The sequence below is a fragment of the Sphingomonas chlorellae genome, from assembly GCF_056485145.1.
The window spans coordinates 54,125-80,096 of record NZ_JBQXXM010000006.1; the positions used below are offsets into that span (position 1 = coordinate 54,125).

The 25,972-nt window shown below is 68.4% G+C and carries 28 protein-coding genes, 2 tRNA genes and 2 pseudogenes; 14 read left to right on the plus strand and 18 right to left on the minus strand.

From position 1 onward, the window contains the following. The first annotated feature begins 25 nt into the window (after positions 1 to 25). Positions 26 to 1,699: a putative bifunctional diguanylate cyclase/phosphodiesterase gene (locus tag ACT3CF_RS15290; protein WP_478424216.1), complete on the plus strand. Its 1,674-nt coding sequence runs from the start codon at positions 26 to 28 to the stop codon at positions 1,697 to 1,699. Positions 1,700 to 1,712: 13 nt separating this feature from the next. Here ACT3CF_RS15290 and dapE read toward each other — a convergent pair whose 3' ends face one another. Beyond that, positions 1,713 to 2,837 carry a succinyl-diaminopimelate desuccinylase gene (gene dapE / locus ACT3CF_RS15295; protein WP_478424218.1) on the minus strand — a complete coding sequence of 375 codons (1,125 nt, stop codon included), beginning with the start codon at positions 2,835 to 2,837 and terminating at the stop codon, positions 1,713 to 1,715. 31 nt (positions 2,838 to 2,868) lie between these two features. On the opposite strand from dapE, the gene ACT3CF_RS15300 reads away from it, so the two are divergent. Continuing rightward, complete coding sequence (locus ACT3CF_RS15300) at positions 2,869 to 3,330, plus strand: cupin domain-containing protein (protein ID WP_478424220.1); 462 nt, start codon at positions 2,869 to 2,871, stop codon at positions 3,328 to 3,330. Positions 3,331 to 3,898: 568 nt separating this feature from the next. On the opposite strand, the gene ACT3CF_RS15305 is transcribed toward ACT3CF_RS15300, so the two are convergent. Continuing rightward, positions 3,899 to 4,561: a glutathione S-transferase family protein gene (locus ACT3CF_RS15305; RefSeq protein ID WP_478424221.1), complete on the minus strand. Its 663-nt coding sequence runs from the start codon at positions 4,559 to 4,561 to the stop codon at positions 3,899 to 3,901. A gap of 174 nt (positions 4,562 to 4,735) precedes the next feature. Between ACT3CF_RS15305 and ACT3CF_RS15310 the strand changes: the two genes are divergently transcribed. Beyond that, complete coding sequence (locus ACT3CF_RS15310) at positions 4,736 to 6,793, plus strand: alpha/beta hydrolase family protein (protein ID WP_478424223.1); 2,058 nt, start codon at positions 4,736 to 4,738, stop codon at positions 6,791 to 6,793. Between the two features lie 11 nt (positions 6,794 to 6,804). Here the strand turns inward: ACT3CF_RS15310 and ACT3CF_RS15315 are convergent, their stop codons facing one another. The 6 genes and pseudogenes from ACT3CF_RS15315 to rpmH form a co-directional block, all read right to left on the minus strand. After that, positions 6,805 to 7,149 carry a gamma-glutamylcyclotransferase family protein gene (locus tag ACT3CF_RS15315; protein ID WP_478424225.1) on the minus strand — a complete coding sequence of 115 codons (345 nt, stop codon included), beginning with the start codon at positions 7,147 to 7,149 and terminating at the stop codon, positions 6,805 to 6,807. 134 nt (positions 7,150 to 7,283) lie between these two features. Further along, positions 7,284 to 7,922: a ribosome biogenesis GTP-binding protein YihA/YsxC gene (gene yihA, locus ACT3CF_RS15320; RefSeq protein WP_478424227.1), complete on the minus strand. Its 639-nt coding sequence runs from the start codon at positions 7,920 to 7,922 to the stop codon at positions 7,284 to 7,286. Then, a complete protein-coding gene (yidC, locus tag ACT3CF_RS15325) occupies positions 7,919 to 9,679 on the minus strand; it encodes a membrane protein insertase YidC (RefSeq protein WP_478424229.1) in 1,761 nt (586 codons plus the stop codon). The genes yihA and yidC overlap by 4 nt, the downstream gene beginning before the upstream one ends. Before the next feature lie 22 nt (positions 9,680 to 9,701). Further along, positions 9,702 to 9,914, minus strand: coding sequence for a membrane protein insertion efficiency factor YidD (gene yidD, locus ACT3CF_RS15330; protein ID WP_478424231.1), 213 nt, complete (start codon positions 9,912 to 9,914; stop codon positions 9,702 to 9,704). Then, positions 9,911 to 10,222: pseudogene (gene rnpA, locus ACT3CF_RS15335) on the minus strand (ribonuclease P protein component); the annotation flags it as partial. The pseudogene rnpA and the gene yidD, both read right to left, overlap by 4 nt. A 26-nt stretch (positions 10,223 to 10,248) precedes the next feature. Continuing rightward, the gene (gene rpmH, locus ACT3CF_RS15340) at positions 10,249 to 10,383 is read right to left on the minus strand and encodes a 50S ribosomal protein L34 (protein ID WP_010545931.1); all 135 of its coding nucleotides are present in this window, start codon (positions 10,381 to 10,383) and stop codon (positions 10,249 to 10,251) included. Positions 10,384 to 11,207: 824 nt separating this feature from the next. On the opposite strand from rpmH, the gene ACT3CF_RS15345 reads away from it, so the two are divergent. The 3 genes from ACT3CF_RS15345 to ACT3CF_RS15355 all read left to right on the plus strand — a co-directional run bounded on the left by ACT3CF_RS15345 (position 11,208) and on the right by ACT3CF_RS15355 (position 13,236). After that, positions 11,208 to 12,716 (plus strand): YifB family Mg chelatase-like AAA ATPase, encoded by a 1,509-nt coding sequence (locus ACT3CF_RS15345; protein WP_478424233.1) that lies wholly within the window; start codon positions 11,208 to 11,210, stop codon positions 12,714 to 12,716. An 80-nt stretch (positions 12,717 to 12,796) separates the two neighbouring features. Then, positions 12,797 to 12,881: transfer RNA gene (locus ACT3CF_RS15350), tRNA-Leu, on the plus strand. A 151-nt stretch (positions 12,882 to 13,032) separates the two neighbouring features. Then, positions 13,033 to 13,236: an Arm DNA-binding domain-containing protein gene (locus ACT3CF_RS15355; protein ID WP_478424235.1), complete on the plus strand. Its 204-nt coding sequence runs from the start codon at positions 13,033 to 13,035 to the stop codon at positions 13,234 to 13,236. Here the strand turns inward: ACT3CF_RS15355 and ACT3CF_RS15360 are convergent. From ACT3CF_RS15360 to ACT3CF_RS15380, 5 genes are all read right to left on the minus strand, one after another. Next, positions 13,233 to 13,999, minus strand: a protein-coding gene (locus ACT3CF_RS15360) for an IS5 family transposase (RefSeq protein WP_478424237.1) whose coding sequence is annotated in 2 segments (ribosomal slippage) — positions 13,233 to 13,687 and positions 13,687 to 13,999 — 768 coding nt in all. Because the reading frame shifts where the segments join, the coding sequence is not laid out codon by codon here. The genes ACT3CF_RS15355 and ACT3CF_RS15360 overlap by 4 nt on opposite strands. Positions 14,000 to 14,057: 58 nt before the next feature. Next, the gene (locus tag ACT3CF_RS15365; protein WP_478424239.1) at positions 14,058 to 14,489 is read right to left on the minus strand and encodes a hypothetical protein; all 432 of its coding nucleotides are present in this window, start codon (positions 14,487 to 14,489) and stop codon (positions 14,058 to 14,060) included. Between the two features lie 80 nt (positions 14,490 to 14,569). Beyond that, entirely contained in the window at positions 14,570 to 15,133 is a 564-nt protein-coding gene (locus ACT3CF_RS15370; protein ID WP_478424464.1) for a GNAT family N-acetyltransferase, read from the minus strand. A 32-nt stretch (positions 15,134 to 15,165) separates the two neighbouring features. Next, positions 15,166 to 15,564, minus strand: a complete 399-nt coding sequence (locus tag ACT3CF_RS15375) for an integrase core domain-containing protein (RefSeq protein WP_478424241.1) — start codon at positions 15,562 to 15,564, stop codon at positions 15,166 to 15,168. A gap of 296 nt (positions 15,565 to 15,860) precedes the next feature. After that, positions 15,861 to 16,517: a murein L,D-transpeptidase catalytic domain family protein gene (locus ACT3CF_RS15380; RefSeq protein ID WP_478424465.1), complete on the minus strand. Its 657-nt coding sequence runs from the start codon at positions 16,515 to 16,517 to the stop codon at positions 15,861 to 15,863. Between the two features lie 380 nt (positions 16,518 to 16,897). Here ACT3CF_RS15380 and ACT3CF_RS15385 point away from each other — a divergent pair, with 380 nt between their 5' ends. From ACT3CF_RS15385 to ACT3CF_RS15410, 6 genes and pseudogenes are all read left to right on the plus strand, one after another. Beyond that, positions 16,898 to 17,617, plus strand: a complete 720-nt coding sequence (locus tag ACT3CF_RS15385; protein WP_478424242.1) for a L,D-transpeptidase family protein — start codon at positions 16,898 to 16,900, stop codon at positions 17,615 to 17,617. A gap of 95 nt (positions 17,618 to 17,712) precedes the next feature. Further along, positions 17,713 to 17,937, plus strand: coding sequence for a hypothetical protein (locus tag ACT3CF_RS15390; RefSeq protein WP_478424244.1), 225 nt, complete (start codon positions 17,713 to 17,715; stop codon positions 17,935 to 17,937). 215 nt (positions 17,938 to 18,152) lie between these two features. Then, on the plus strand, positions 18,153 to 18,320 hold the full coding sequence (locus ACT3CF_RS15395; RefSeq protein ID WP_478424245.1) for a glycosyltransferase family protein: 168 nt from the start codon (positions 18,153 to 18,155) through the stop codon (positions 18,318 to 18,320). After that, positions 18,317 to 19,405, plus strand: coding sequence for a CgeB family protein (locus tag ACT3CF_RS15400; RefSeq protein ID WP_478424246.1), 1,089 nt, complete (start codon positions 18,317 to 18,319; stop codon positions 19,403 to 19,405). Before ACT3CF_RS15395 ends, ACT3CF_RS15400 begins: the two co-directional genes overlap by 4 nt. Continuing rightward, positions 19,402 to 20,502, plus strand: coding sequence for a CgeB family protein (locus ACT3CF_RS15405; RefSeq protein WP_478424247.1), 1,101 nt, complete (start codon positions 19,402 to 19,404; stop codon positions 20,500 to 20,502). Before ACT3CF_RS15400 ends, ACT3CF_RS15405 begins: the two co-directional genes overlap by 4 nt. Before the next feature lie 33 nt (positions 20,503 to 20,535). Then, a pseudogene (locus ACT3CF_RS15410) lies at positions 20,536 to 21,276 on the plus strand (NAD-dependent epimerase/dehydratase family protein); the annotation flags it as partial. A 277-nt stretch (positions 21,277 to 21,553) separates the two neighbouring features. Here ACT3CF_RS15410 and ACT3CF_RS15415 read toward each other — a convergent pair. Next, complete coding sequence (locus tag ACT3CF_RS15415) at positions 21,554 to 22,282, minus strand: Crp/Fnr family transcriptional regulator (RefSeq protein WP_478424248.1); 729 nt, start codon at positions 22,280 to 22,282, stop codon at positions 21,554 to 21,556. A gap of 306 nt (positions 22,283 to 22,588) precedes the next feature. Next, positions 22,589 to 22,665 (minus strand) — tRNA-Arg (locus ACT3CF_RS15420). 59 nt (positions 22,666 to 22,724) lie between these two features. Between ACT3CF_RS15420 and ACT3CF_RS15425 the strand changes: the two genes are divergently transcribed. Next, on the plus strand, positions 22,725 to 23,477 hold the full coding sequence (locus tag ACT3CF_RS15425; RefSeq protein ID WP_478424250.1) for a queuosine precursor transporter: 753 nt from the start codon (positions 22,725 to 22,727) through the stop codon (positions 23,475 to 23,477). Positions 23,478 to 23,541: 64 nt separating this feature from the next. After that, on the plus strand, positions 23,542 to 23,916 hold the full coding sequence (locus tag ACT3CF_RS15430; protein WP_478424251.1) for a hypothetical protein: 375 nt from the start codon (positions 23,542 to 23,544) through the stop codon (positions 23,914 to 23,916). Here the strand turns inward: ACT3CF_RS15430 and purQ are convergent. The 3 genes from purQ to purC form a co-directional block, all read right to left on the minus strand. Then, positions 23,881 to 24,549, minus strand: a complete 669-nt coding sequence (purQ, locus tag ACT3CF_RS15435) for a phosphoribosylformylglycinamidine synthase subunit PurQ (RefSeq protein ID WP_478424252.1) — start codon at positions 24,547 to 24,549, stop codon at positions 23,881 to 23,883. The genes ACT3CF_RS15430 and purQ overlap by 36 nt on opposite strands. Continuing rightward, on the minus strand, positions 24,546 to 24,776 hold the full coding sequence (purS, locus tag ACT3CF_RS15440) for a phosphoribosylformylglycinamidine synthase subunit PurS (protein ID WP_478424253.1): 231 nt from the start codon (positions 24,774 to 24,776) through the stop codon (positions 24,546 to 24,548). The genes purQ and purS overlap by 4 nt, the downstream gene beginning before the upstream one ends. A gap of 210 nt (positions 24,777 to 24,986) precedes the next feature. Beyond that, positions 24,987 to 25,766 carry a phosphoribosylaminoimidazolesuccinocarboxamide synthase gene (gene purC, locus ACT3CF_RS15445; protein WP_478424255.1) on the minus strand — a complete coding sequence of 260 codons (780 nt, stop codon included), beginning with the start codon at positions 25,764 to 25,766 and terminating at the stop codon, positions 24,987 to 24,989. Positions 25,767 to 25,972 lie beyond the last annotated feature (206 nt).

Below are 25,972 nucleotides of genomic sequence, written 5' to 3' on the forward strand. Positions count from 1 at the left end.
ATGGGGCGGGGGATCGGACCGCAGGGTGCAGAGATTTTCGCTCAGGAAACGAGCGGCCGTGTTCGCGGTGTGCGCCGGTGCGGTCGCGTTCATCCTCGCGCTCGCGGCGACGGCTGATTCGCCGCTCGATGTGCCGGCTGCGGGGCGGGCGCTGATCGTTGCCATCGTATGCGGCGTGCTGTGCTGGGCGTCGGCGGAGCGGGCGCTCGCGGCGACAGCGGGCGCGATCGACGCGGCGATCGAGCGGCTGGCGCAGGCGGCGCATGGCGACCTGCGGGCGCAGGTGCCGCAGACGGTGCGCGACCGGGTGCCGCCGCTTGCGGCGGCGATGGACGGGCTGTTCCACCAGATGCACAACAATCTGGAGAGCATCGAGCGGCTGGCGCTGTTCGACGCGGTGACCGCGCTGCCCAACCGCACCCATTTCCGGCGGGCGAGCGAGCGGATGCTCGGCGAATTGCCGTCCGAGGCGCTGGCGGCGCTGTTCTTCATCGACCTCGACCGGTTCAAGGCCGTCAACGACACGCTGGGCCACGCGGCGGGGGACATGCTGCTGAGCCTGCTGGCGGGGCGGCTGCGTGCGCTGGCCGACCGGCTGGCGAGCGACGCGCGGTTGCGCCCGCCGCTGATCGGGCGGCTGGCCGGCGACGAATTCACGATGTTCTTCCCCGAACTCCACCATCCGCGCGACGCCGAGCCGGTTGCCCGGGCGATCCTGACCGCGCTTTCGGAGCCGTTCGAGATCGCGGGCCAGGCGGTCGAGATCGGTGCGTCGGTGGGGATCGCGCTGCGTCCCGAACATGGCACGACGCTCCACGACCTGATGCGCGCCGCCGATGCGGCGATGTACCGTGCCAAGCTGACCGGCCGCGGCCGGGCCGAATGCTATAGCCATCGGATCGAGCACGAACTGGCCGACCGCGCCAGGCTGGAGACCGAGCTGCGCGAGGCGGTGGCATTCGACCAGTTCGCGCTTGCCTTTCAGCCGCAGATCGGCGCGGCGGACGGGCGGATCGTCGGCGCCGAGGCGCTGCTGCGCTGGAAGCACCCGTCGGGACTGCGGCTGCCCGGCAGCTTTCTCGACCGCGCCGAGGAAACCGGCCTGATCATCGAGATCGGCGACTGGGTGTTCGCCAGCGCCGCCGAGACGATCGCCCGGTGGGGGCGGCAGGGGATCGAGCAGCGGCTGGCGGTCAATGTCAGCCCGCGCCAGATCGACCATGCGCTGTTCTTTCGCCGCCTGCGCGAGGCGCTCCATGCCGCGCGGGCGCCGGCGCGGCTGCTCGAACTCGAGATCAGCGAGACGCTGGCGATGCGCTGTTCGGGCGAGGTGATCGCGGCGATCGCGGCGTTGCGCGCCGACGGGGCGAGCATCGCGATCGACGATTTCGGCACCGGCTATACCAATGTCGCGCGGCTGCGCGGGCTGCCGGTCGACCGGATCAAGCTCCACCAGAGCATGACCCACGAAGTGGCCGCACACCCCCAGGCGCGGGCGGTGGTGCAGGCGGTGATCGGCCTGATCCACGGCATCGGTTGCGAGGCCGTCGCCGAGGGCATCGAGACCGACGCGCAGGCGGCGGTGCTGCGCGTGCTCGGCTGCGACATCCTCCAGGGCTATGCGATCGCGCCGCCGATGGAGGAGACGACGTTCCTCGCCTGGGCCGCCGATTTCGCGCCGCGGCGCATGGTCGGCTGAGCCCGGCCCGTCGTCATCCCGCCGACACCACCCGGGTCGCGATATCGGCATAGACATCGGCGAGCGCATGGAGATCGGCGATCGCCACGGCCTCGTCGAGCTTGTGCATCGTCGCGTTGAGCAGCCCGAACTCGACCACCGGGCACAGCCGCGAGAGGAAGCGCGCATCCGACGTCCCGCCGCTGGTCGACAGTTCGGGCGTCACGCCGAGCCGCGCCGAGATCGCGCCGGTGACCAGATCCGAGAACGGCCCCGGCCGGGTCAGGAATGCCTCGCCGTAGACGCGCCCGGTCACGTCGGCATCGGGGGCATGCGCGGCGACGACGGCGCGGATCCGCTCGATCAGCGCCTCGCCGCGATGCTGGTCGTTGAAGCGGATGCTGATCCGCGCCCGCGCGGCACCCGGAATGACGTTGGTGGCCCCGTTGCCGACGGCGAGGTCGATCACCTCGATATTCGACGGCTGGAACCAGTCGGTGCCGCGGTCGAGCTCGATCGCGTCGATCTCGGCGAGCGCGGCGACCAGCCGGGGGATCGGATTGTCGGCCAGGTGCGGATAGGCGACATGCCCCTGGCGCCCGCGCACGCAGATGTCGATCACCGTCGAGCCGCGCCGCCCGATCTTGATCGTGTCGCCCAGCCGCTGCGCCGAGGTCGGTTCGCCGACAAGGCAGCAATCGGGCCGCAGCCCGCGTTCGGCCATCCGCTCGATCAGCCGCGGCGTGCCATAGGTGGCGGGGCCTTCCTCGTCGCCGGTGATGACGAGGCTGATCCGGCCGCGGTCGGGCACGCGGGCCAGCGCGGCGACGAAGGCGGCGATCGCCCCCTTCATGTCGACGGCGCCGCGGCCATAGAGCAGGTCGCCGCGCACTTCGGGCGCAAAGGCGCCGCTCGTCCAGCCGTCGCCCGGCGGCACCACGTCGAGATGCCCGGCAAAGGCGAAGTGCGGCCCGGCACCGCCGCGCACCGCGAGCAGGTTTTCGACCGGGCCGTCGGGCGCCGCGCCCTCGACGAAACGCTCGACCGCGAAGCCGAGCGGACGGAGCGCCGCTTCGAGCACGTCGAACACCGCGCCGCGCGCCGGCGTGATGCTGGCCGCCGCAATCAGGGCCTTGGTGAGTTCGACGGGATCGGGCACAATTTCCTCCTCAACGCGATCGGAGGCGGCATTGCCCAAGCTGGACCTGGATACAATCCCGCAGGTGAACGCCACCGGCTATCCCGCGCCGTTCGACGCCGCGGTCGCCGGCCGATGGTATCGGCGGCTGGCCCCCACGGCAGGGCTGACGGCGATGGGGGCGAGCCATGTCGTGCTGAAGCCCGGCGCCTGGTCGTCGCAGCGCCACTGGCACGCGGACGAGGACGAACTCGTCGTGATGCTGGCGGGCGAGGCGGTGCTGGTCGAGGACGGCGGCGAGACGGTGCTGCGCGCGGGCGACATCGCCGCGTTTCCGCGCGGCGTCGCCGACGGACACCATTTGCAGAACCGTTCGGACGCCGACTGCGTGTTCGTAGCGATCAGCGCGGGAACGCGGGGCAGCGGCGCCTATCCGGACATCGACATGGTGTTCACGCCCGAAGGCTATTTCCACCGCGACGGGACGCCGTACCCGACGCGGCGCATCCCCTGAACCGCGCGGCAGGACGGCGCCGAAGTTCAGGAAGTTCAGGAAGTTCAGGCTCCCGCACGATCGCGCGGCGGCCGGCGGGGGCGGGCCGGTGCCGTGCGGGGGCTCCCGAAGTTCAGGAAGTTTAGGCCCATGCACGATCGCGAGGCGGTCGGCGGGGGCGGGACGGTGCCGTGCGGGCGTTCCCGAAGTTCAGGAAGTTTAGGCTCCCGCACGATCTCGCGGCGGCCGGCGGTGGCGGGACGGTGCCGTGCGGGGGCTCCCGAAGTTCAGGAAGTTTAGGCTCCCGCACGATCTCGCGGCGGCCGGCGGTGGCGGGACGGTGCCGTGCGGGGGCTCCCGAAGTTCAGGAAGTTTAGGCTCCCGCACGATCGCGCGGCGGGCAGGCGGCGGCAGGCGGTCGCCGTGCGACGCGGCGCGCAACGAGGCGAATCCAGGCGTTCGGCAAGGCGGCACAGCCCCGCGCGAACCGGGTCAAAGAGCGGCAGTCGATCGGAACATGTGGTGAACATCCGCGCGGATGCAAGGGGAGGGCGGCGCGTGCCGCCGTGCCCGGACCCGCATGGGCGGCTCAGGTGACGGGCAGCTCGTATTTCTCGATCACCCATTCCTCCTCCTGCGCGCCCGCGATCCAGTCCTGCATGAACGGATGCTGGAGCACCGCGAGCATATAGGCCTGGGCGAAGCGCGGCACGGGGAGCGAATAGGTGACGATCCGCGTCACCACCGGCGCGAACATGATGTCGGCCGCGCCGAACGCGCCGAACAGGAACGGCTCCTCGCCGCCGAAGCGCGCGCGCGCCTGAGCCCACAGCTCGATGATCCGCGTCAGGTCGGCGGCGACGTCGTCGTCGAGCGGCGCGGGCGGGTGGACGCGGCGGATGTTCATTCCGCATTTGCGGCGCAGCGCCGCGAAGCTCGAATGCATTTCGGCGGCCATCGACCGCGCCATCGCGCGCGCGGCGGGCGCTTCGGGCCAGAACAGCCGGTTGCCGCTCTTGTCGTTGAGATATTCGACGATCGCCAGGCTGTCCCACACGACGATGTCGCCGTCCCACAGGATCGGCACCTTGCCCGACGAGGGGGCGAACTCGTCGCCCTCGCGCCGCTTGTCCCAATCGCCGTCGTAGAGCGGCACGACGACTTCGTCGAAGGCGAGCCCCGACAATTTGCACGCCAGCCAGCCGCGCAGCGACCAGGACGAATAGGCCTTGTTGCCGATGATGAGCTTCATGCCACCGGGATAGCCGGGGCAGGGCGGGGCAGCAACCCGGCGCGGGGGGACGCGCCGGCGAGGCGTAAGCCGCGCGGCAGCGCGCCGTCGTAACCCATTGCGTGCGGGGGGCTTTCGCGCCAAGCAACCGACACGGGCGCAATCGGAACCACGATTCGGATTGGGGAACATCAGATGGTCGGCAGACAAGGTCTGCTCGCCGCGGGCGCATTGCTGCTGGCGGCGGGGCCGATGGCCGTCGCGCGCACCGGCGACATGCAGGCAAGCGACAATCGCGCCGGAGCGCGCACCGCAGGGGCAGCAGCCCCGGCGCAGGCGGCGGTGCCCGGACCGGCGGCGGCGGCACAGGCACAGGCACAGGCGGCTGCCGTGCCCGCCTCCGGCACGGCCGTGCCGCTGGATGCGGCGGTATTCGCCGAGTTGCCCGAGATGGAGGCCCCCGCGCTTTCGCCCGACGGCAAGCGCATCGCGGCCAAGATCAGCGGGGACGGCCAGCAATATTTCGCGGTGTTCGACGCCGACGGCAGCAATCTGCACGGTGCCGCGCTGGGCGGGCTGGACCTCAACTGGTGGCGCTGGATCAACGACCAGTGGCTGGTGATCGGTGTCGGCCGGACGACGTCGGTTGCCGGGCAGGACGCCTATGTCACCCGCGCGGTGGGGATCGAGGCGAGCACCGGCCGGGTGGTGCAGCTCAACGCGCCCGGCACCGCGCAGAATGGCGACGACCTGATCTGGGTAGCGGGCGACGGATCGCCGCGTGTGCTGATCGCGTCGCAGACCTCGCTCGACCTGTCCGACCCGGGGTTCTGGAGACGCGTCGAGGAAGTCGATGTCTCGACCGGACGCCGCCGGATGGTGCTGTCCGGCCGCGAGGGGGTGCGGTCATGGTATGCCGATGCGTCGGGCGCGATCCGAATGGGGGTCGGCGCGACGCCCGACGGGCGTCAGCGGCGGCTGCTCTATCGTCCGGGCGGCGAGGGCAGGTTCCGCGAGATCGACCGCGCGCGCGGCATCGACGAAACGCTGGTCGTCCCGTCGCTTTTCCTGCCCGATCCGGACCGCGCGCTGGTGATCCAGGACGATGCACAGGGCTATTCGGCGCTGTACGAATATGACCTGAAGACAATGCAGCGCGGACGCCAGTTGTTCGCGCGCCCCGGTTTCGACCTCGACGAACTGGTGATCGACGCGCAGCATGCCAGGTTACTGGGCGTGCGCGTCGTCGAGGACCGGCCGACGACGCACTGGCTCGACCCCGAACTGGCGGCGCTGCAGCGGCGGCTGGCCGAGCGCGTCAAGGGCGCGCAGGTCGAAATCACCGATTTCAACCGCGATCGTTCGATCGCGATGGTGCGCGTCGGCGGTGCGAGCGCGCCCGGCGCCTATTTCCTCTATCGCGCCGCCGGCGACAGCCTGACCGACCTGGCGCGCAACAACCCGAAGCTGGGGATGCGGCGGCTGCATCCGGTGCGGACGATCCGGTACAAGGCGCGCGACGGGCTGGAGATCGCCGCGGTGCTGACCCTGCCGCGCAACCGGCCCGCGCAGAAGCTGCCGCTGATCGTGATGCCGCATGGCGGACCGTTCGCGCGCGATACCGAGGAATGGGACTGGTGGACGCAGTTCATGGCCGATCGCGGCTATGCGGTGATCCAGCCCAATTATCGCGGATCGTCGGGCTATGGCACGGCCTTTGCCGAAAAGGGGCGGGGGCAATGGGGCCTGGCGATGCAGGACGACCTCAACGATGCGGTCAAGGCGCTGGCCGAACAGGGCGTCGCCGACCCGAAGCGCGTGTGCATCGTCGGCGCGTCCTATGGCGGCTATGCCGCGCTGCGCGGTGCCCAGCGCGACGGTGCGCTGTTCCGGTGCGCGGTCGCCTATGCCGGCGTGTCCGACCTGGGGCGGATGGCGCAATATGACCAGCGGTTCCTGGGGGCAGGGGCGCGCAACGACTGGCTGCGCGCGCAGGCGCCCGATTTCCGTGCGATCTCGCCGCTGTTCCATGTCGAGGACTTCACGATCCCGACGTTGATCGTCCATGGTCGCAAGGACCAGGTGGTGCCGTTCAACCAGGGCAAGCTGATGGCCGATCGGCTGAAGGCGGCGGGCAAGCCGGTGACGTTCATCGAGCAGCCGCTGGGCGACCATCAGTTCACGCGGCGCGAGGACCGGCTGACCTTCCTGAAGGCGCTGGAGGCGTTCCTGGCGGCGAACAATCCGGCCTGAACCGCGCCGCGTCAGGCGCAGACATAGACCCAGGCGTGCGTGCCCGAGGCGAGCGGGGCACGGACGCGGCGGTAATTCTCGCTTTCATAGATGTCGGCGGCGGCGAGTTCGGCGGGAGTGAGCGCGAACACCTTGCCCGCGATCGGCGGTCCGTCGCCGGGGACGAGCCCGCGATGCGTCGCCAGGCCGCTGGCGGCGAGCACGCGCGGGTCGTGGATCGGCACGTCGACGATGCGGTAGCCGGTGAGGACATCGTCGACGCCGTCGAGCGTGCGGCCGAACTGGCTGCGCTGAACCGATTCGAGCTGGAGCGTGCCGTAGGCGAAGAGGCGTTCGGTCGCGCTGGACGCAATCATCGGCGTGGTTCTCCCTCGTGGTCCCGGCGCGGACGCGGCCTTGCGGCGAGGATCGCCGAAACCGGGGGCGTTCGCCAGCCCGGTTCGTCCGGTTGCCGGGGCGGGGCAGCGACGGGCAGGGCCGGCGCCGTCGCCTAGCGAACCGCCTCGATCACCGCGGCGCGGAGTTCGGGGATGCCCATGCCCTTTTCGCTCGACGTCGCGAGGATGTCGGGATGCGCGGCGGGGCGCTTGCGCGCTTCGAGCGCGGTCCGCTCGCGCACCGCGGCGAGATCGGAGGCCTTGATCTTGTCCGCCTTGGTCAGCACCAGCCGGTAGCTGACCGCGGCGGCATCGAGCATGTCGAGGATCTCGCGGTCGACATCCTTGATGCCGTGGCGCGAATCGATGAGCACCAGCGCGCGCTTGAGCACCGCGCGGCCGCGCAGGAAGTCGTTGACGAGGAAACGCCACTTCTTGACGATGTCCCTGGGCGCCTTGGCAAAGCCGTAGCCGGGCATGTCGACCAGCCGGAACTGGAGCGGATCGCCCACGTCGAAGAAGTTGAGTTCCTGCGTCCGCCCCGGCGTGTTCGAGGTGCGCGCGAGCGTGGTGCGGCCGGTGAGCGCGTTGAGCAGCGACGACTTGCCGACGTTCGACCGGCCCGCGAACGCGACTTCCGGCACCGTCGGGTCGGGCAGGAAGCGCAGTTCGGGCGCCGATTTGAGGAAAGCCACCGGGCCGGCGAAGGTCTTTCGCGCGGCCTCGATGAACGCCTCGTCGAAACCGCTCACTTCTTGCGTCCGCCCTTGCCGGCGCCGCCGGCCGCGGGGTTGTCGATCACCACGGCCCCGGCCTTGGCGACGGGCTCCTTCATGTGCGGGTGGCGCGCATAGAGGAACTGCTGCTGGAGGATCGTCAGCACGTTCGAGGTGATCCAGTAGAGCTGAAGCCCGACGGCGAACGGCGCCATCATGAACATCATCATCCACGGCATCAGCGCGAAGACCTGCTTCTGCATCTCGTCCATCGGCTGGGGGTTCAGGCGGAACTGGAAGTACATCGAGATGCCGAGCAGGATCGGCACCACGCCGATCGCCAGGAAATGCGGCGGCGTGAAGTTGAGCAGCCCGAACAGGTTGAGCGGCGTGAGCGGATCGGGCGCCGACAGGTCGTGGATCCACAGCACGAACGGCTGGTGGCGCATTTCGATCGTGAGCAGCAGCACCTTGTACAGCGCGAACATGATCGGGATCTGAAGCAGGATCGGCAGGCAGCCCGCGAACGGGTTCACCTTTTCGTCCTTGTAGAGCTTCATGATCTCCTGCTGCTGGCGCTGCTTGTCGTCCTTGTAGCGCTCCTGGATCGCCTTCATCTTGGGCTGGACGGCGCGCATGTGCGCCATCGACGCGAACTGCTTCTGCGCGATCGGGAAGAGCAGCGCGCGGATCGTGATCGTCAGCAGCACGATCGCGACGCCGAAATTCTTGGTCAGGCGGAACAGCCAGTCGAGATAGTAGAAGATCGGCTGTTCGATCATGCCGAACCAGCCCCAGTCGATCGCACGATCGAACTGCGGGATGCCGAGCTTGTCCTGATACGCCTCGAGCAGCTTCACTTCCTTCGCGCCGGCGAAGAAATAGCTCGAATAGGTCGCCTTCTTGCCGGGCGCGAGCGTCACCGGCTGGGCGAGCTGGACATCGGCCTGATAGGTCTGGGCGGCATTGCCGCGCTGGGCGAGCTGAACCGGCGCGCGCGGATCGGGAATCGCGGCGGTGAGCCAGTAATGGTCGGTGAAGCCGACCCAGCCGCCGCGCGACCCGAACTGTTTGGGCGCCGCCTCGACATCGCCCCAGTTGATGTACGACGCCGCGCCGTTGGCGACCGCGACAGGGCCGACATGCGCCGCCCACTGGTCGGGATCGACCGAGCGCGCGCCGCGCGAGATCAGCGTGTACGGCGTGACGGCGACCGCCGCCTGGCCGCGATTGGCGACCGTCTGGCGGACGTTGAACATGTAATGCTCGTCGAGCGACAGCTCGATGCGGAAGGTCTGCCCCGACGGCGTCGTCGTCGACAGCGTGACCGGGGCGCCGGGCTTGAGCACGGTGCCGCTGGCCTGCCACAGCGTGTCGGCGCCGGGCACCTGAACGCCCTCACCCTGCCAGCCGAACTGCGCGAAATACGAGCCCTCGGCCCCATAGGGCGAGAGCAGGCGGATCGGCGGCGAGCCCTTGGCGACGGTTTCGTCATATTTGACGAGAACGAGGTCGTCGATGCGCGCGCCCTTGAGGTTGATCGAGCCCTTGAGCGTCGGGCTGTCGATCCGCACGCGCGGCGATTCGGCGAGCACCTGCGCGCGGTCGCGCAGCGCCTTGGGCGAATCCGCCGCGGCGCCGGGCACGTTGGCGGGCTTGACCTTGCCCCCCTCGACCCGCACCGAGCTTTGCTGCTGCTGCGGGAAGATCCAGTGCATCAGGCTGGGCCAGCCGAAGATCAGCAGCGCCGCCAGCAAGGCGAAGATCACGAAGTTCTTTTGATCGTCTTTCACCGGAAAATCCCTGGAAGATTCGTCAAGGGACGGGATCGTGACCGTGGCCACCCCAAGGATGGCAACGCAGGATCCGTCGCACGGCAAGCCATCCGCCCTTGACCGCTCCATAGCGGCGAAGAGCCTCGATTGCATAGGCCGAACAGGAAGGGGTGTAGCGGCAGCTGGGCGGCAGGATCAGCGAAGGGCCGAGCTGCCAGGCGCGGGCGATCAGGATCAGCATCCGCGCGATCATTTCCGCACGCGCGCCAACGCCTTGACCAGTTCCGCCCGCAGGTCGGCAAAAGGTCGCTCGATCCCGCCGTTGCGGCCGATCAGCACATGGTCGGCGCCGGCGATGCCGGCATCGGGCAACACCTCGCGCGCGAGCATCCGGAAGCGTCGCTTCATCCGGTTGCGAACGACGGCGTTGCCGACTTTCTTGGAAACGGTGATGCCGATCCGCATGGTGGGATCGGCATCATCGCGCGGCCGGACCAGCAGGACGAAGCCGGGCATGGGTGCCCGCTTGCCCGCATTGGCGGCCAGATAGTGCTTGCGCTCGGTTAGGCGCGCGAGAGCGACGGCGGTTAGGCCGACAGCTTCTTGCGGCCGCGGGCGCGGCGGGCACGAATCACATTCCGGCCGCCCGGCGTCGCCATCCGCGCGCGGAAGCCGTGCCGGCGCGCACGCACCAGGTTGCTCGGCTGAAAAGTCCGCTTCATCGCTCATCCTCGAGTATCTAGAACGTAAAAGGGCCGCCCAGGGGCGGCCGCGTGTCGAGCGCCATTACGGGCAAGCGGCGCCAGAGTCAACGCGGGATGCGGATTTTGGGGCAGTGCTTGGCGCATGGGCGTGGAGATGGGTAGGGTGTGTTAGTTGTGCAAGGCGCGCGGCGGTGCGGTGGCGGCTGCGGGGGTGGCGAAGTTTAGGAAGTTTAGGGTCTAGACGGATTCCGATGGCCATCGGAACGGGCTGCCGATCATGGTCGAGCGACTTTAAACGGCGCGACAGGCTAGAGTTGGGTGGGTAGCAGACAGTCCAATTTGGGAAGGACCTGGAAAAAGACGACATTTCCGAAAGGAATCGAATTTCAACACTGGCTAGCTGACAGATTTTCCCGTCCGCTTTGGTCCGGCCCAGTAGACAGCAATGCTACAAAGGGCGCCCACTAACGCCGCTCGCCAAGCCGAATGTTCGCCGAAGTGCAGCGTGTCCAAGACCATCAGCACAAGAAAGATGGAGTCCCCAACTGCGATGGGATACGCGACAGAAGGTTTCATCACGAACAGCTCCAAGCGGTGGATGCAAGCATAAGGGGTGATGCGCCCGCCAGCAAGCGGTCGGGACCGGTTGCCGATTGGAATAGCGCGGCGCCGATAGCTGGACACTTCAAAGAGCGGTGCGGTCAGGAACATGGGAAATAATCGTGTCCGGGCAAGGGGCTGGGCGATCGGATTTCGTTCGACTCTCGTCATCGCCCCCACGATCATATCGCTTCCGTATCGTGCAGAAGTCGCTATGCTCCCATTTCGGGGAGGGGGCTCTCTTGGTCGCCAGCGTCTCGACGGTTGCCTATCTGGGGTTGGAAGCGCGGCCGGTCGAGGTGCAGTGCAACCTCGTCGCCGGGTTGCCGGCGTTCGTCGTCGTCGGGCTGCCCGACAAGGCGGTGGCCGAAAGCCGCGAACGCGTGCGCGCGGCGATCGCGGCGATCGGGCTGGCGCTGCCGCCCAAGCGCATCATCCTCAACCTGTCGCCCGCCGACCTGCCCAAGGAGGGATCGCATTTCGACCTGCCGATCGCGCTGGCGCTGCTCGCCGCGATGGGCGTCGTCGATGCCGAGACGCTTTCGGAGCATGTCGCGGTGGGCGAACTGGGGCTCGACGGGCGGATCGCGCCGTCGCCCGGCGTGCTGCTCGCCGCGCTCCACGCCGCCGAATCGGGGCGCACGCTGATCTGTCCCGCGGCGCAGGGCGGCGAGGCGGCATGGGCGGGGCAGGTGGGCGTCGTCGCCGCGCCCGACCTGATCGGGCTGCTCAACCACCTGAAGGGAACGCAACTGCTTGCCACGCCCGCGCCGGGCGAGGTGGTCGAGACCGCGCACGGCCCCGACCTTGCCGAGGTGAAGGGGCAGGAGACCGCGAAACGCGCGATCGAGATCGCCGCGGCGGGTGGGCACAACCTGATGATGATCGGGCCGCCGGGGGCGGGCAAGTCGCTGCTCGCCGCCTGCATGCCGGGCATCCTGCCGCCGCTCGACGCCGCCGAGGCGCTCGAGGTGTCGATGGTCGCCTCGGTCGCGGGGACGCTTGCCGGCGGCCGGCTGACGCGGACGCGGCCATTCCGCAGCCCGCACCATTCGGCCTCGATGGCGGCGCTGACCGGCGGCGGGCTGCGCGTCAAACCGGGCGAGGTGAGCCTGGCGCATCTGGGCGTGCTGTTCCTCGACGAGCTGCCCGAGTTCCAGCGCGCGGTGCTCGATTCGCTGCGCCAGCCGATCGAGACGGGCGTGGTGAGCGTCGCGCGCGCCAATGCGCACGTGACCTATCCCGCGCGGTTCCAACTGGTCGCGGCGATGAACCCGTGCCGGTGCGGTCACCTGGCCGACCCGGCGCTCGCCTGTGCCCGCGCGCCGCGCTGCGCCGCCGATTATCAGGCGCGGCTGTCCGGCCCGCTGGTCGACCGGATCGACATCGCGGTCGAGGTGGCGCCGGTGCGCGCGACCGACCTGTTGCTCCCGTCGGCGGCCGAGAGTTCCGCTGCGGTCGGCGCGCGCGTCGCCGCCGCGCGGGCGATCCAGCGCGCGCGCTATGCCGGAACGCGCGTGCGTACCAATGCCGAGGCCGACGGCGAGCTGCTCGAACGGGTGGCGGCGATCGACCCGGCGGCGCGCACGCTGCTGGCGCAGGCGGCAGAGACGATGCGGCTGTCGGCGCGGGGCTTTCACCGCGTGATCCGCGTCGCGCGGACGATCGCCGACCTGGGCGGCGCCGACGCGATCGGGCGCGGGCACATGGCCGAGGCGCTGAGCTATCGCCGCCGGGCGCCGGTGGCGTGAGGCGCGTGCGATCGCGTTGCGAATCCGCCGCTTCGATGGTTGCGCCGCCGCCGGTCATCGTCTAGCGACAGCGCTTCGCTGCCCCTGTGGCGAAATTGGTAGACGCATTCGACTCAAAATCGAACGCCGCAAGGCATGCTGGTTCGAGTCCGGCCAGGGGCACCACCGCACATTGAGAACATTGTGGAAAATCGCGGAAATCTGCGATAAAATCACGGTTGTTGGTCCCGTGGTTTCCCACTTTGTTCCGTCAAGGCCCGCCTGAAGGGGGCCACGAAAGGGTGGACCACGGACCTCGCAGGAGTCGTGGCCCACCATGCTGACCGTCGTCCAGATCCGTGCGCTGAAGCCGCGTGAGCGTCCGTTCAAAGCGTCGGGTGGGGACGGGCTTTATCTTCTGGTGCAGCCCTCGGGAGCGCTGCTCTGGCGTTTTCGCTACAAAGTATTCGGCGTGGATCAGGCTGATGCGAATCCTCGCTTTGACGCGAGCCGCGGCAGCCAGCCTATTTGTCGGATCTAGGCCGTAGACTCATAAACCCGCAGCCACAGGCGCATTGACGCCGATTGGACCATGGCCAGAAAGTTCGCGGCAAGCTTGTCGTATCGGGTGGCGACGCGGCGGAAGTGCTTGAGCTTGGAGAAGAAGCGCTCGATCAGGTTCCGCTCGCGGTAGAGCCAAGTGCTGAAGTAGGGCTTCGACCTTCGGTTGGCCTTGGGAGGGATGTTGGCGAACGCGCCCTTCTCGCGGAGAGATGCCCGGATGCGGTCGGCATCGTATGCCTTGTCCGCAAGCACGATTGTTCCGCTACCAACATGGCCAAGCAAATCGTCAGCGGCTTGACCATCATGGCTTTGTCCTGCGGTCAGGCTCAGCCGGATCGGGAGGCCTTGCCCGTCGACGACCGCGTGGATTTTGGTTGTGAGCCCACCTCTGGAGCGACCGAGACAATGATCTCGATCCCCCTTTTTGCCGTCGCAGCCTGCTGGTGCGCCCGGATAGATGTGCTGTCGATCATCTCAATGTCGCCGTCGTGGGCGGCGGTGATGGCATCCATCATCCGGTCCCACACACCAGCTTTCCGCCATCTTGCAAAGCGGTTGTAGCAGGTGGTGCGCGGGCCGTAGCGTTCGGGAAGGTCGCGCCACGGAGCACCAGAGCGCAGCACCCAGAAGATGCCGTTCAGCACGCGGCGGTCATCGACACGCGGCACACCTTGGGGCTTATTCGGTAACAGCGGTTCGATTACGCGCCACTCAAAGTCGGTCAGGTCATATCGGCTCATGCCAAGCTTGAATCAGATTTCGCCAGAATAAGAAAGTTTAAGCCAATGGCGCTTGCCGCTATGTCGCTCGGCTGAGCAGGTCTGCAACGATCTGCCCCAAAGCCGAGGCAGAATTAGCAGATGGAACCACCATATCCGGCTCCGGCTCAAAGCCCTCTTTGCTGCCCGAATTGCGATAGGGGGTGACTTTTAGAAGGCTCCCGTCGCTCGCGACACTAACATGCTTCGACAATTTCATGAACGTGGCCCACGAACCAACGCCGGCGGCCGCCAGCAACGGCTTGTCGACGCGTGCATCGGGCCGCGGCGTCGGGACGCCTTCCTGCGAGCGATTCAAAGCCTGTTCGATGGCGCGACCCAACTCATTATGAGAAGGCTGGCTGAGGCAAGCTATCTGCTCATCGTCGATCCAAAAACCTGCTGCCGTCCTGTGCGACGCCGTCACAAACAGTCGCCCCTTGCGTTCATAGATTGCAGCCAGCTTCTTCATGCCTGCACTTTGCGCTCGAAGGGCATGCCTGTCCACGCTGTGGCCGCCGGTAACCTACCGCAGATTTATGGGTTCACGGCCTAGGATACCGTCTGCGATTCAAATCGCTTGCGCATTTTTATCAGGGGGATGGTAATCCCGTCCGCAACGGCGTCCACCCGCTCTACAGGCTTGTACCCCGAGGGTGTGTATAGGCGCTCGCCGCTCAACGTGGCCATCAACTCCACGCTGCCAAAGCCAGCCTGTGCAGCAGCTTTTTCACAACCCTGCAGGATAAGTCGACCCACCCCCTGCCGGGCGAAATCCGGGTCCGTGTACATCGCCCTGATTTTGGCAGGATCGCGGGCGGGGTCCAGAAGCCTGGGATCGCGCAGATCCCGGCTGTGATCCCCACCGTACAACGTCGCTCTTTTGCTCCAGCCGCCGCCTGCGATGACACCGTTACATTCTGCAAGAAGGTAGGTGCCGTCCTCGACAAGCTGGGTGTCCAGCCCCATGATCGCGTGACTGGCGGCGATCTGTTCGGGCGATAGCAGGCCGACTTGCAAGGCGTCGATCGCTCGCTTCATCAGCGTCTTGAGGGCTGGAAGATCGTCTGTCGTGGCCCATCGCGTCTGAAAAACGGTCGTAGATGCAACACTCATTTCAAACCCTGTCTCCGTTTCGCGCTCGATGATCAATGGTCATGGTGAGGTGGTCCCGCCAGCGTCAGGTGCCCCCGGATTGGCTCCAGTGCCACCTTCGTCTTGAAATCCGCGCTGTAGCGCTTCCCGGTCGTCTTCATTCCCGTACCAATCGGTGAGGTCGGGATTGGCTTGGCATCCTGATCGTGTCCGGGGCCGGTGTGGTCGACATCCGATGCTGCGGCTAGGCTGCAATGCGGGCGTGTCCGGTTGTAGTGATCGCGCCACCAGCCGGTGACGGTCTGGACCTCCGCAAGGCTGTAGAAGATATCACCGTTGCGCAACGCATCGCGCAGGCGAGCATTGAAGCACTCGATATAGCCCTTCGCCCAGAGACTGGCCGGCGCGATATAGAGGGTGGTGACGGCGAGCCGACCCGGCCATTCGCGCACTGCGTCGGGACGAATTCGGGGCCGTTATCGGACCGGAAATGCTCGGGCGGCCCATGCTCGATGAACAGGTGGGCCAGCACATCGGTCACGTCGTTCGAGCGGAACCGGCGCGGTGGCTCCATCGCCGAGCCAGAGCCGGCGGCGTTCGGGGACGACCAGCATTCTGGGCGGGCCATGAGCGGGGCACGGTTTTTGAGTGCCCGCAAGATCGGCATGTTGTGCAAACGCCGCCCGGCCCGGTGGGCTGGACGGCGTCTGGTCGGTTGCGGTCGCGCGCTTGCCGGCGCGCGGTTGGATCAGGCCTTGGCGGAGAAGATCATGCGGCCGGGGCCGAGGCGTTCGAACACCTTGGCCAGTTCGCGCTCGCCGACGGCGAAGCAGCCCTGGCTGCGGCCGAGCTTGCCGTGCTTGGCGATCATGTCGCGGTTGGCGTACCAGGCCGAGTGGACGACGATCGCGCGGTTGAGCGCATTGTTGTTGGTGGGATCGAGCCCCAGCAGCCGCTGCGAATCGCCGTGCTTGCCGACATAATAGTCGGCGGTGAGGAACGCGCCCTCGCACGTCGCCTCTGAGCCGACCTCGTTCGAGAAGCGGTGGAGCAGGCCGGTATGGCCCGGGTCCGAACCGATGCCGTGCGAGACGAGGAAGCTTTCGACCTCGCCCGTGCCGAGATTGACGAGGTGGAAGCGCGGGCTGGACGAGGCGATCGAGAAGTCGGCGATCGCGATGCGATCGTGCGACGGGACGCGCATCGAGTGACGGTCGAGCGCGGCGATCGCGCGCTTGAACAGTTCGGGGCGCACGCCGTCGGGCGCGGCCGGGTTGTGCGCGGCGACGGCGGGTGCGGCCGGGATCGGCGGCACATGCCGGTTGGGAACGGGGACCGGCGCCGGAGCGGCCGCCACCTGCATCGTCTTGGCGGCGCAGGCCGAGACCACCGCGCCCCCTGCCATGACCAACGCCGAGCGGAGCACGGCGCGTCGCGAATGAGCCAGTTCGATCTTATCCGTCACTCTACCAATTGCCTGTTGTTCTGCGGACCCTCACGCAAGGGTTATACCAGATGAAGCGGAAACAAGGGGATTAACAACCGTATAGGGGTTGCGCCGTTCGGCGCATCTGTTGCCCGGTTCGCCGACGCCTGCACCGAAATGGGGCAATCGGCGCCGATGGGACGCCGCGGGGCAGCGGAACGAGTCGGCGGAAGCACTCGCTTGCGGTAACGCCGAGATGCGGATCGCGCGCCGTGGGTGCGGCGGAAAAGGGGAAGTCGGACGTGCCAAGCGCAGGGATCGCGCCGGAAAAACATTTGAGAAGAACGGGTTGCGGCGGGATGGTGCGATCCGCTGTGCGCGTCGCGCTGACGGCGGCGATGTTCGCGGCGGCCCCGGGCGCGCCGGCGCAGGGGTTGCCGCCGGTGCCGCTCGCGCCGCCGCCCGCCGCCGCGCCGGGCGCGACCGACGCCAATGTCCTGCCCGCGCTCAAGCCCGGCGAGTTCGTGTGGTTCGAGCCCCCGGCGGCGATCGCGGCGGCGATGCAGGCGCGCGGCGAGACGCTGTCGATCACCGTCGCGCGCGAGCCGCAGCTTGCCTATGTCTATCGCGGCGACCGGCTGGTGGGGTTCACGACGGTGTCGACCGGCGCGCCGGGGCGGCGCACGCCGCTGGGCGAATTCACCATCCTGGAAAAGCGGGTGTTCCACCGCTCGAACCTGTACAGCAATGCGCCGATGCCGTTCATGCAGCGGCTGACCTGGGGCGGGATCGCGCTGCACGCGGGCGTGCTGCCGGGCTATCCGGCGTCGCATGGCTGCATCCGGCTGCCGCGCGCCTTTGCCGAACAGCTTTATGCGCTGACCCGGATCGGCGGCCATGTCTCGATCGTCGACAGCCATTTCGACCTGCCGCCCTTGCCCGAGCCGGTGCGGCCGCTTGCCGTCACGCCCCGGCTCGAGCCCGAGACGCGCAATCTGGGCAACGGCGCGTTCGACGTGCTGACGCATGCCGGCGACCCGCCGCCCGAGCGGCCGCTCCCCGAATTGCCGCCGCGTTGATCCAGGGCGCACTTGCCGTGCGCGACAGCTTGCAACCGGGCGCGAAACCCGCCCATTAGCCCTACGTTCATCCAGCGGCAGCAAGAAGGAAGGCCATGAGCAACACGCCCCCCAATCCCGCCGAGAACCCCACGGAGCAGGTCGAGGAATCGTCGAAGGAAAGCGAGACGCTCGCCGCCGTCCGCGCGCTGGGCGAGGCCAGCAAGCGCTGGTCGCCGAGCCGCAAGCAACTGGGCATCGGCGCCGCCGTCGGCATCGGATCGGCCGCGGTGGTCGCCGGGCTGCTGTTCTGGCGCGGCAACCGCAAGGACGGGAAGTAATCGCGTCGCCCGGGCGGCTGCGGCGACATGGCCGCGGCGCCCGGTGCGGGGCGGCTCAGGCGGCGGCGCGGTAGATGGCGTCGAGCGTGCGGGCCGTCCAAAGATAGCTCTCGGCCGCCGGGTCATAGCCGCGCGCGGCGGCGAGTTGCGCCGCCCACGCCGCGGCTTCGCGCCCGCCCCATTCGTCGGGCGGATCGACCAGCCGCTCGCGCGCGATGACGCGCCACCTGCGCGCCGTCGCGCATGACGACGCGTTGCGCGACGCGCTGGTCGCTTCCGGCCTCGCGCGGATCCGGTCGCGTCACAGTTGTGCGCATCGGGCGCAGGAACTGCTCGCCGTTCACGCCAGCCTTGGCCAACCCGCCCGACGGAGTGCGGCATGAAGATCGCTTTCTATGGATCGAGCATTCTCTCCTCTTACTGGAACGGTGCCGCGACCTATTATCGCGGCATCCTGCGCCAGCTCGCGCTGCACGGGCACCAGATCCGCTTCTATGAGCCCGACGCCTTCGGGCGGCAGCAGCATCGCGACATCGATCCGCCCGACTGGCTCGAATCGATCGTCTATCCCGCGACGCCCGAGGGGCTGGCAAGCGTGCTCGACGCCGCGGGCGACGCCGATGTGGTGGTGAAGGCCAACGGGGTCGGCGTGTTCGACCGCGAACTGCTGGAGGGCGTCGTCGACCGTGCGCGGCCCGATGCGCTGCGCATCTTCTGGGACGTCGATGCGGCCGAGACGCTGTCCGAGATGCGGCGCGAGCCCGATCATCCCGTCCGGGCGGCGCTTCCCCGGCTCGATCTCGTCTTCACCTATGGCGGCGGCGATCCGGTGGTGAACGCGTATCGCGATTTCGGCGCGGCCGCGTGCGTGCCGGTCTATAACGCGCTCGACCCCGACACGCATTTCCCGGCGCCGCCCGACCCGCGCTTCGAAGCGACGCTCGGCTTTCTGGGCAACCGGCTTCCCGACCGCGAGGCGCGGGTGGAGGCGTTCTTCCTCGATGCGGCCGAGCGGCTGCCCGATTCCCGCTTCCTGCTGGGCGGAGCGGGGTGGGAGAGCCGGGCGCTGCCCGCCAATGTCGCGGCGATCGGCCATGTCTCGACCCGCGAGCACAACGCCTTCAACGCCACGCCGAGCGCAGTGCTCAACATCGCGCGCGATGCGATGGCAGCCACCGGCTTTTCACCCGCGACGCGCGTGTTCGAGGCCGCCGGCGCCGCGGCGTGCCTGATCACCGACGCGTGGGAAGGGATCGCGCTGTTCCTCGAACCCGATCGCGAGGTGCTGGTCGCGCGCGACGGCCGCGACGTTGCCGAGCACCTTGCCGCGCTGACGCCCGAGCGCGCGCGTGCGATCGGGCAGGCGGCGCGCGACCGGGTGCTGCGCGAACATTGCTATTCGCACCGCGGCGCGATCGTCGATCGCGTCCTGCGTGCCACGCTCGAACAGGCGAGGGCCGTCGCATGAACATCGTCGTCTTTGGGCTGAGCATCACCTCGTCCTGGGGCAACGGCCATGCCACCACCTGGCGCGCGTTGCTCCGGGCGATGGCGGCGCGGGGGCATTCGATCCACTTCCTCGAACGCGACGTTCCCTGGTACGCGCCGCACCGCGACCTGGCCGAGCCCGGATTTTGCCGATTGACGCTCTATCGGGACCGCGACGAACTCGACGCGTATCTGCCGCAGGTGCGGGCCGCGGATGCGGTGCTGATCGGCTCCTATGTCCCCGAAGGCGTCGAGATCGCGCGATGGGTGCAGCGGCACGCGCGGGGCACGATCGCCTTTTACGACATCGACACGCCGGTCACGCTGGCGAAGCTGGCCGCGGGCGACCACGAATATGTCGATCGCGACGTGATCGCGGGCCTTGACCTCTATCTGTCGTTCACCGGCGGCCCGACCTTGCGGCGGCTCGAACGCGACCATGGCGCGCCCGCCGCGGCGGCGCTCTATTGCTCGGTCGACGCCGATCGCTATCGCCCGACCGGCGCGGCCAAGCGCTGGGATCTTTCCTATCTCGGCACCTATAGCCCCGATCGCCAGCCGACGCTTGAACGGCTGCTGATCGAACCGGCGCGCCGCGCGCCCCACCGGCGCTTCGTCGTTGCCGGGCCGCAATATCCCGACACGATCGACTGGCCCGCCAATGTCGAGCGGATCGAGCATTGCCCGCCCGACGCCCATGCCGATTTCTATTCGGCGTCGCGTTTCACGCTGAACGTCACCCGTGCCGACATGCGCGCGGCAGGATGGTCGCCCTCGGTCCGGCTGTTCGAGGCGGGTGCGTGCGGCGCCGCCATCCTGTCGGACCGCTGGGACGGCATCGAGGACGTGCTTGTCCCCCCGCGCGAAATCGGGCTGGTCGACGACACCGAGGCGGTGCTCGCCGCGCTCGAGAATGACGCGCTTGCCGCCGCCATGGGCGAGGCCGGCCGCCGTGCCGTGCTCGCCCGCCATACCGCCGGCCATCGCGCCGCCGAACTCGAGCGACTGTTGCTCGACCACGCTGCTCCCACTGCGACCCGCGCCGCCCCGCTCACCCCGATGGCGGCCGGCGCCTGACCCGGAAAGCCCCTGCCGATGCCCAAGCGCCCCATGCTCAACCTCGTCGCCGGCGGTGCCGGCTTCATCGGTTCGCACCTGTGCGCCGCGTTGCTCGACCGGGGCGAAGCGGTGCTTTGCCTCGACAATTTGCAGACGGCGCGGCCGCGCAATCTCGACGCGCTGGTCGAACGCGAGCGATTCGCGTTCGTTCAGGCCGACGTCTGTGCGCCGCTCCCCGCCGCGGTGACGCGCCATATGGCGGCGATCGGACGCGTCTGGAACCTTGCCTGCGCGGCGTCGCCGCCCCGCTATCAGGCCGATCCGGAGCATACGATGCTGACCAACGTCGTCGGCACCGACCAGTTGTTGCGGATCGCCGAGGCGGCGGGCGCGCGGTTCCTGCTGACGTCGACCAGCGAGGTCTATGGCGACCCGGAGATGCATCCGCAGCGCGAGGAATATCGCGGCTGGGTGAGCTGCACCGGGCCGCGCGCGTGCTATGACGAGGGCAAGCGCGCGGCGGAGACGCTGGCGTTCGACTTCCTGCGCACCGGCCGGGCCGATGTGCGGGTGGCACGGATCTTCAACACCTATGGTCCGCAGATGCAGGCCGATGACGGCCGCATCGTTTCGAACGTCGTGCGCCAGTTGCTGGCTGACGAGGCGGTGACGATCCACGGCGACGGCTCGCAGACACGCAGCTTCTGCTATGTCGACGATCTGGTCGACGGGCTGATCCGGCTGATGTTCGCCGAGGAGGCCGACGGCGTGCCGGTCAATCTGGGCAATCCCGACGAGCGCAGCATCCTGGAGCTCGTTACCGCAGCGGGCACGATCCTGGGCGTGACGCCGCGGCTGCGCCACCTGCCCGCTGCCCGAAGACGATCCGCGCCGTCGCCGGCCCGATATCGGCCGTGCGATGCAGTTGCTCGGCTGGCGGCCGACGACGCCGCTCGAGACCGGGCTCGCGCGGACGATCGCCTGGTTCCGCGACGTCGACATCCGCGACGACAACGCTGCGGTGCGGCCGTTGCTGTCGGTTGCCGCCGAGTAGCGCGGGCGGCGGCGCCTAAAGCCGCGGCGGGCTGTAGTCCGCCACGGCCGCCAGCGCCTCGCGGTCGGGAAGCGCGATGCCGTTGGGCGTGGTGTGGACGAGACCGTCGCGCCGCAACTGCTGCATCGTCCGGTTGAGATGGACGGTGGTGAGCCCGAGCACGTCGCCGAGCACTTCCTGCGTCAACGGCATCGCGAACCCCTGGCACACATCGAAGCCCGCATGTGCCAGCCGTTCGCGCAGTTCGAGCAGCAGGTGGGCGAGGCGCTCATAGGCCGATTGGCGGCCCAGCCGGGTGATCTGGTTGTGGAGGTGGAGCAACGTCAGCGCCGCCTCGCGCAGCCGCAACGTGTCGAATACGGGTTGCGCCCAGATTGCGGGATCAAGCGTGCAACTGGTCGCGGGGGTCAGCGCCACGACGGCTTCGCCGGTCAGCGCGGGGTCGCTCGCGGCCGGTGCAATCAGGTCGCCGGGGAGCAGAAGCTCGAGGATCTGGCGGCGGCCGTCGGCAAGGATGCGCGTTCGCGCCGCCCAGCCGGCGAGCAGGAGGCGGGGCGGCACGCCCGCGGCCGCACTCTCGGTCCCGATCGCGGTGCGGAGGCCGTGCTGCCGCGGCGAGCCCATCGCGCCGAGAAGCAAGCTGAGCGCGCCTTCGTCGAGCGCCCCCAGGCGGCGAAGCCGGGGCAATGGCGGCGCGACGCCGTCGCGATCGGGCGAGGCATGCACGGGGGCCACGATGTTCATCGCCGCACCTCCGCCCGCCGACGACGCGTCACGACCGGGCGGGGCGGGATGCCCCGGCAATGGCGGCGACGGCGCGGCTTTCGAACAAGCGGCTGGACGACGGCATGCGCGGCTCCCCTGAGAGTATATTCGTTCGTTCAACAGGTTATGAGAACGAGCGGCGGGCGTCCGCGCTCCCTTGGCGCGGGGCGGACGGCACGCGATTCGTCGCAATCCGCGCAAGTGCTTCAACGCGGCGCGGCCGACGATGTGCCGACGATCGGGCCAGACGTGCCGAAACATGGGCGGGGGGAGCGGGGAGAAGCGTGGCGCGCCCGGCAGGGTTCGAACCTGCGACCCCAAGCTTAGAAGGCTCGTGCTCTATCCAACTGAGCTACGGGCGCGCGCTCGAATCCCGCCTAGCGCGGTTTGCGCGCGAACGGAACCGCCATATAGTCACGCCATGCCCGGACCGGAATCAGCGCATTCGCCTCGCCACGTCGCGGCCGCCGCGATCGCCGGAGGGCATTTTCGCTATTACGACTTCGTCATGGCGGCGTTTGTCGCCATCCTGCTGCTTTCGAACGTGCTCGGCGCGGGCAAGGTCGCGCAGGTGTGGCTGCCCGGCATCGGTTATTGGCCGTTCGGGGCGGGCATCCTGTTCTTTCCGATCTCGTACATCATCGGCGACGTGCTCACCGAGGTCTATGGCTATGCCCGCGCGCGGCGCGTGATCTGGGCCGGAACCGGCGCGGTGCTGTTCATGGCGCTGATGGCGTGGGTGGTGGTGGCGTTGCCGCCCGCGCCCGACTGGACGAACCAGGCGGCATATGAAGTGGTGTTCGGGCAGGTGCCGCGCATCGTCTTTGCCTCGATCTGCGCCTTCTGGGCGGGCGAATTCGTCAACGCCTATGTTCTCGCGCGGATGAAGCTGTGGACCGGCGGCCGGGCGTTGTGGACGCGCACGATCGGATCGACGATCGCGGGACAGGCGGTCGACAGCGCGATCTTCTATCCGCTCGCCTTCCTCCATGCCGCGGGCTGGACGACCGAACTGGTGGTACAGGTGCTGTTCACGCAATGGCTGCTCAAGGTGGGCTGGGAGGTGTTGTTGACGCCGCTCACCTATCTGGTAGTCGGTTTTCTCAAGGAACGTGAGGGCGTGGACGTGTTCGACGAAGGTACCGATTTCACCCCGTTCGCGACGCGCGTCTGAACCAGGACGCGCCGACCCGCCCCATGCCACGCCATGCCGATCCCTTGCCCGCAGCGGTGCGCCCGTGAACCTGTGGCGCGACACCAAGCTGTGGCTGGCCGCCGACACCGGGCTGCCCGACAGCACGCTGCACGTCCTGGCCGGGATGATGCTGCTGATCCTCGGCGCGTTGATACTGCGCCGGTTGCCGTGGAACTGGCGCCCCTGGCTGATGGTGCTGGGGCTCGAACTGGCGAACGAGGCGTATGACCTGCTCAACCATGCGAGCGGCGAGGACACGCTGGCCGACAGTTGGCAGGACCTGTGGCTGACGATGCTGTGCCCGACGCTGTTGCTGGTGCTGGGGCCGCTGATCGCGCGGCTGGTGGCACGCCGGGAACGGACCCGGCGTGCGGAAGCGGTGTCAGGCGCCGACGGCCTCGATCAACCCCTCGAATAACCGGCGACCGTCGTCGCCGCCATGCGCCGGTTCGATCCGGCGTTCGGGGTGCGGCATCATGCCGAGGACATTGCCGCCCTCGTTGAGGACGCCCGCGATGTTGCGCGCCGAGCCGTTGACCGCCTCGGCATAGCGGAAGGCCACGCGGCCCTCGCCCTCGAGCCGGTCGAGCGTGGCGTCGTCGGCGAAATAGTTGCCGTCATGGTGCGCGACGGGGATCGTGATCGCCTCGCCCGCCTGATAGCGCGCGGTGAAGATCGACTGGCTGTTGTCCACCGTGAGCGCGACGTCGCGACACACGAAATCGAGCCCGGCATTGCGCATGAGCGCGCCCGGCAGGAGGCCGGTTTCGGTGAGAATCTGGAAGCCGTTGCAGATGCCGATCACCGGCACGCCGCGGCCCGCGGCATCGATCACCGCACGGACGACGGGCGAGCGTGCCGCGATCGCGCCGCAACGCAGATAGTCACCATAGGAAAAACCGCCGGGGAGCGCGATCAGCCCGATGCCGTCGGGCAGCGCGCTGTCGCCATGCCACACCATGTGCGGCCGAACGCCCGTCACCGCCTCCAGCGCGACGGCGATGTCGCGATCGCAGTTCGAACCCGGAAAGACGATGACCGCGGTCTTCATGCGCGTTCGATCCGGTAGTTTTCGATGACGGTGTTGGCGAGCAGCTTGCGGCACATCTCGTCGATGGCGGCGTCGCTGGTGTCGTCGGCGACCTCGAGCTCGAAGATCTTGCCGGCGCGCACATCGTTCACCCCGGCAAAGCCGAGGCCCGAAAGTGCATGCTGGATGGCCTTGCCCTGCGGGTCGAGCACGCCGTTCTTGAGGGTTACGATGATGCGCAGCTTCATGGCGCCGCCTATGGCCCGACGACCGGAAAGGCGCAATCGGAAATCGTCAGCAACGGACGGCGGCGGGGCGGTGCGGAGGGCGCGCAGCGGGCGCGTCGCAGTGGGGCGACCCTGCCGGGCTGGGCCGGGCGGTCGGGTGTCCGCCATGCGCCGTCGCGGTGGACGGCGAGCCTCCCCGGGGACGATGCCCCGGGGGGGGGAAAAGCGCGATTACTTGCCGCGGCGCTTGCGGTGGCTTTCGAGATCGAGAACCGCCGAATCGGGGCCTTCGGGGAAGAGGCCCAGGCGGCGCGCGACCTCCTGATAGGCTTCCACCTCGCCGCCCAGATCGCGACGGAAGCGATCCTTGTCGAGCTTTTCGCCCGAGGCGATGTCCCACAGGCGGCAACCGTCGGGGCTGATTTCGTCGGCGAGGATGATGCGGCCGAAATCATTGTCCCAGATGCGGCCGAACTCGAGCTTGAAGTCGACCAGGCGGATGCCGATGCCCGCGAACAGGCCCGACATGAAGTCGTTCACGCGGATCGCCATGTCGGCGATGTCGTGCAGCTCCTCCTGGCTGGCCCAGCCGAAGCACAGGATGTGTTCGTCGGTGACCATCGGGTCGCCGAGCGCGTCGTCCTTGTAATAATATTCGATGATCGTGCGGGGCAGCGGCGTGCCCTCCTCGACGCCGAGTCGCTTCGACAGCGAACCTGCGACGACGTTGCGGACGACCACCTCGATCGGAACGATCTCGACCTGGCGAATCAGCTGCTCGCGCATGTTGAGGCGACGAATGAAATGCGTCGGGATGCCGATGCCGCCGAGCAGCGTGAATAGATGCTCGGAAATGCGGTTGTTGAGCACGCCCTTGCCGCTGATCGTGCCCTTTTTCTGCGCGTTGAAGGCGGTCGCGTCATCCTTGAAATACTGGATCAGCGTGCCCGGTTCGGGGCCTTCATAAAGGATCTTCGCTTTGCCTTCGTAGATTTGCCGGCGGCGTGCCATATCGGCCTATACCCCTGAAATGCGTCGCCCCGGCGGCGCGGGGGACCGCGATCATGCCGGGGCATAAGGAAGGCCTGGCCCTATACCGGATGGGGGGGCAGGGCGCAATGCAGGCCGCCGCACAAGCGCGGCGGCTCGAACAGGCCGTCGCGCCGGACGGCCCGGCCGTGCCGATCGCGCCGACGCACGTTGTTCGCGCCGGCGCT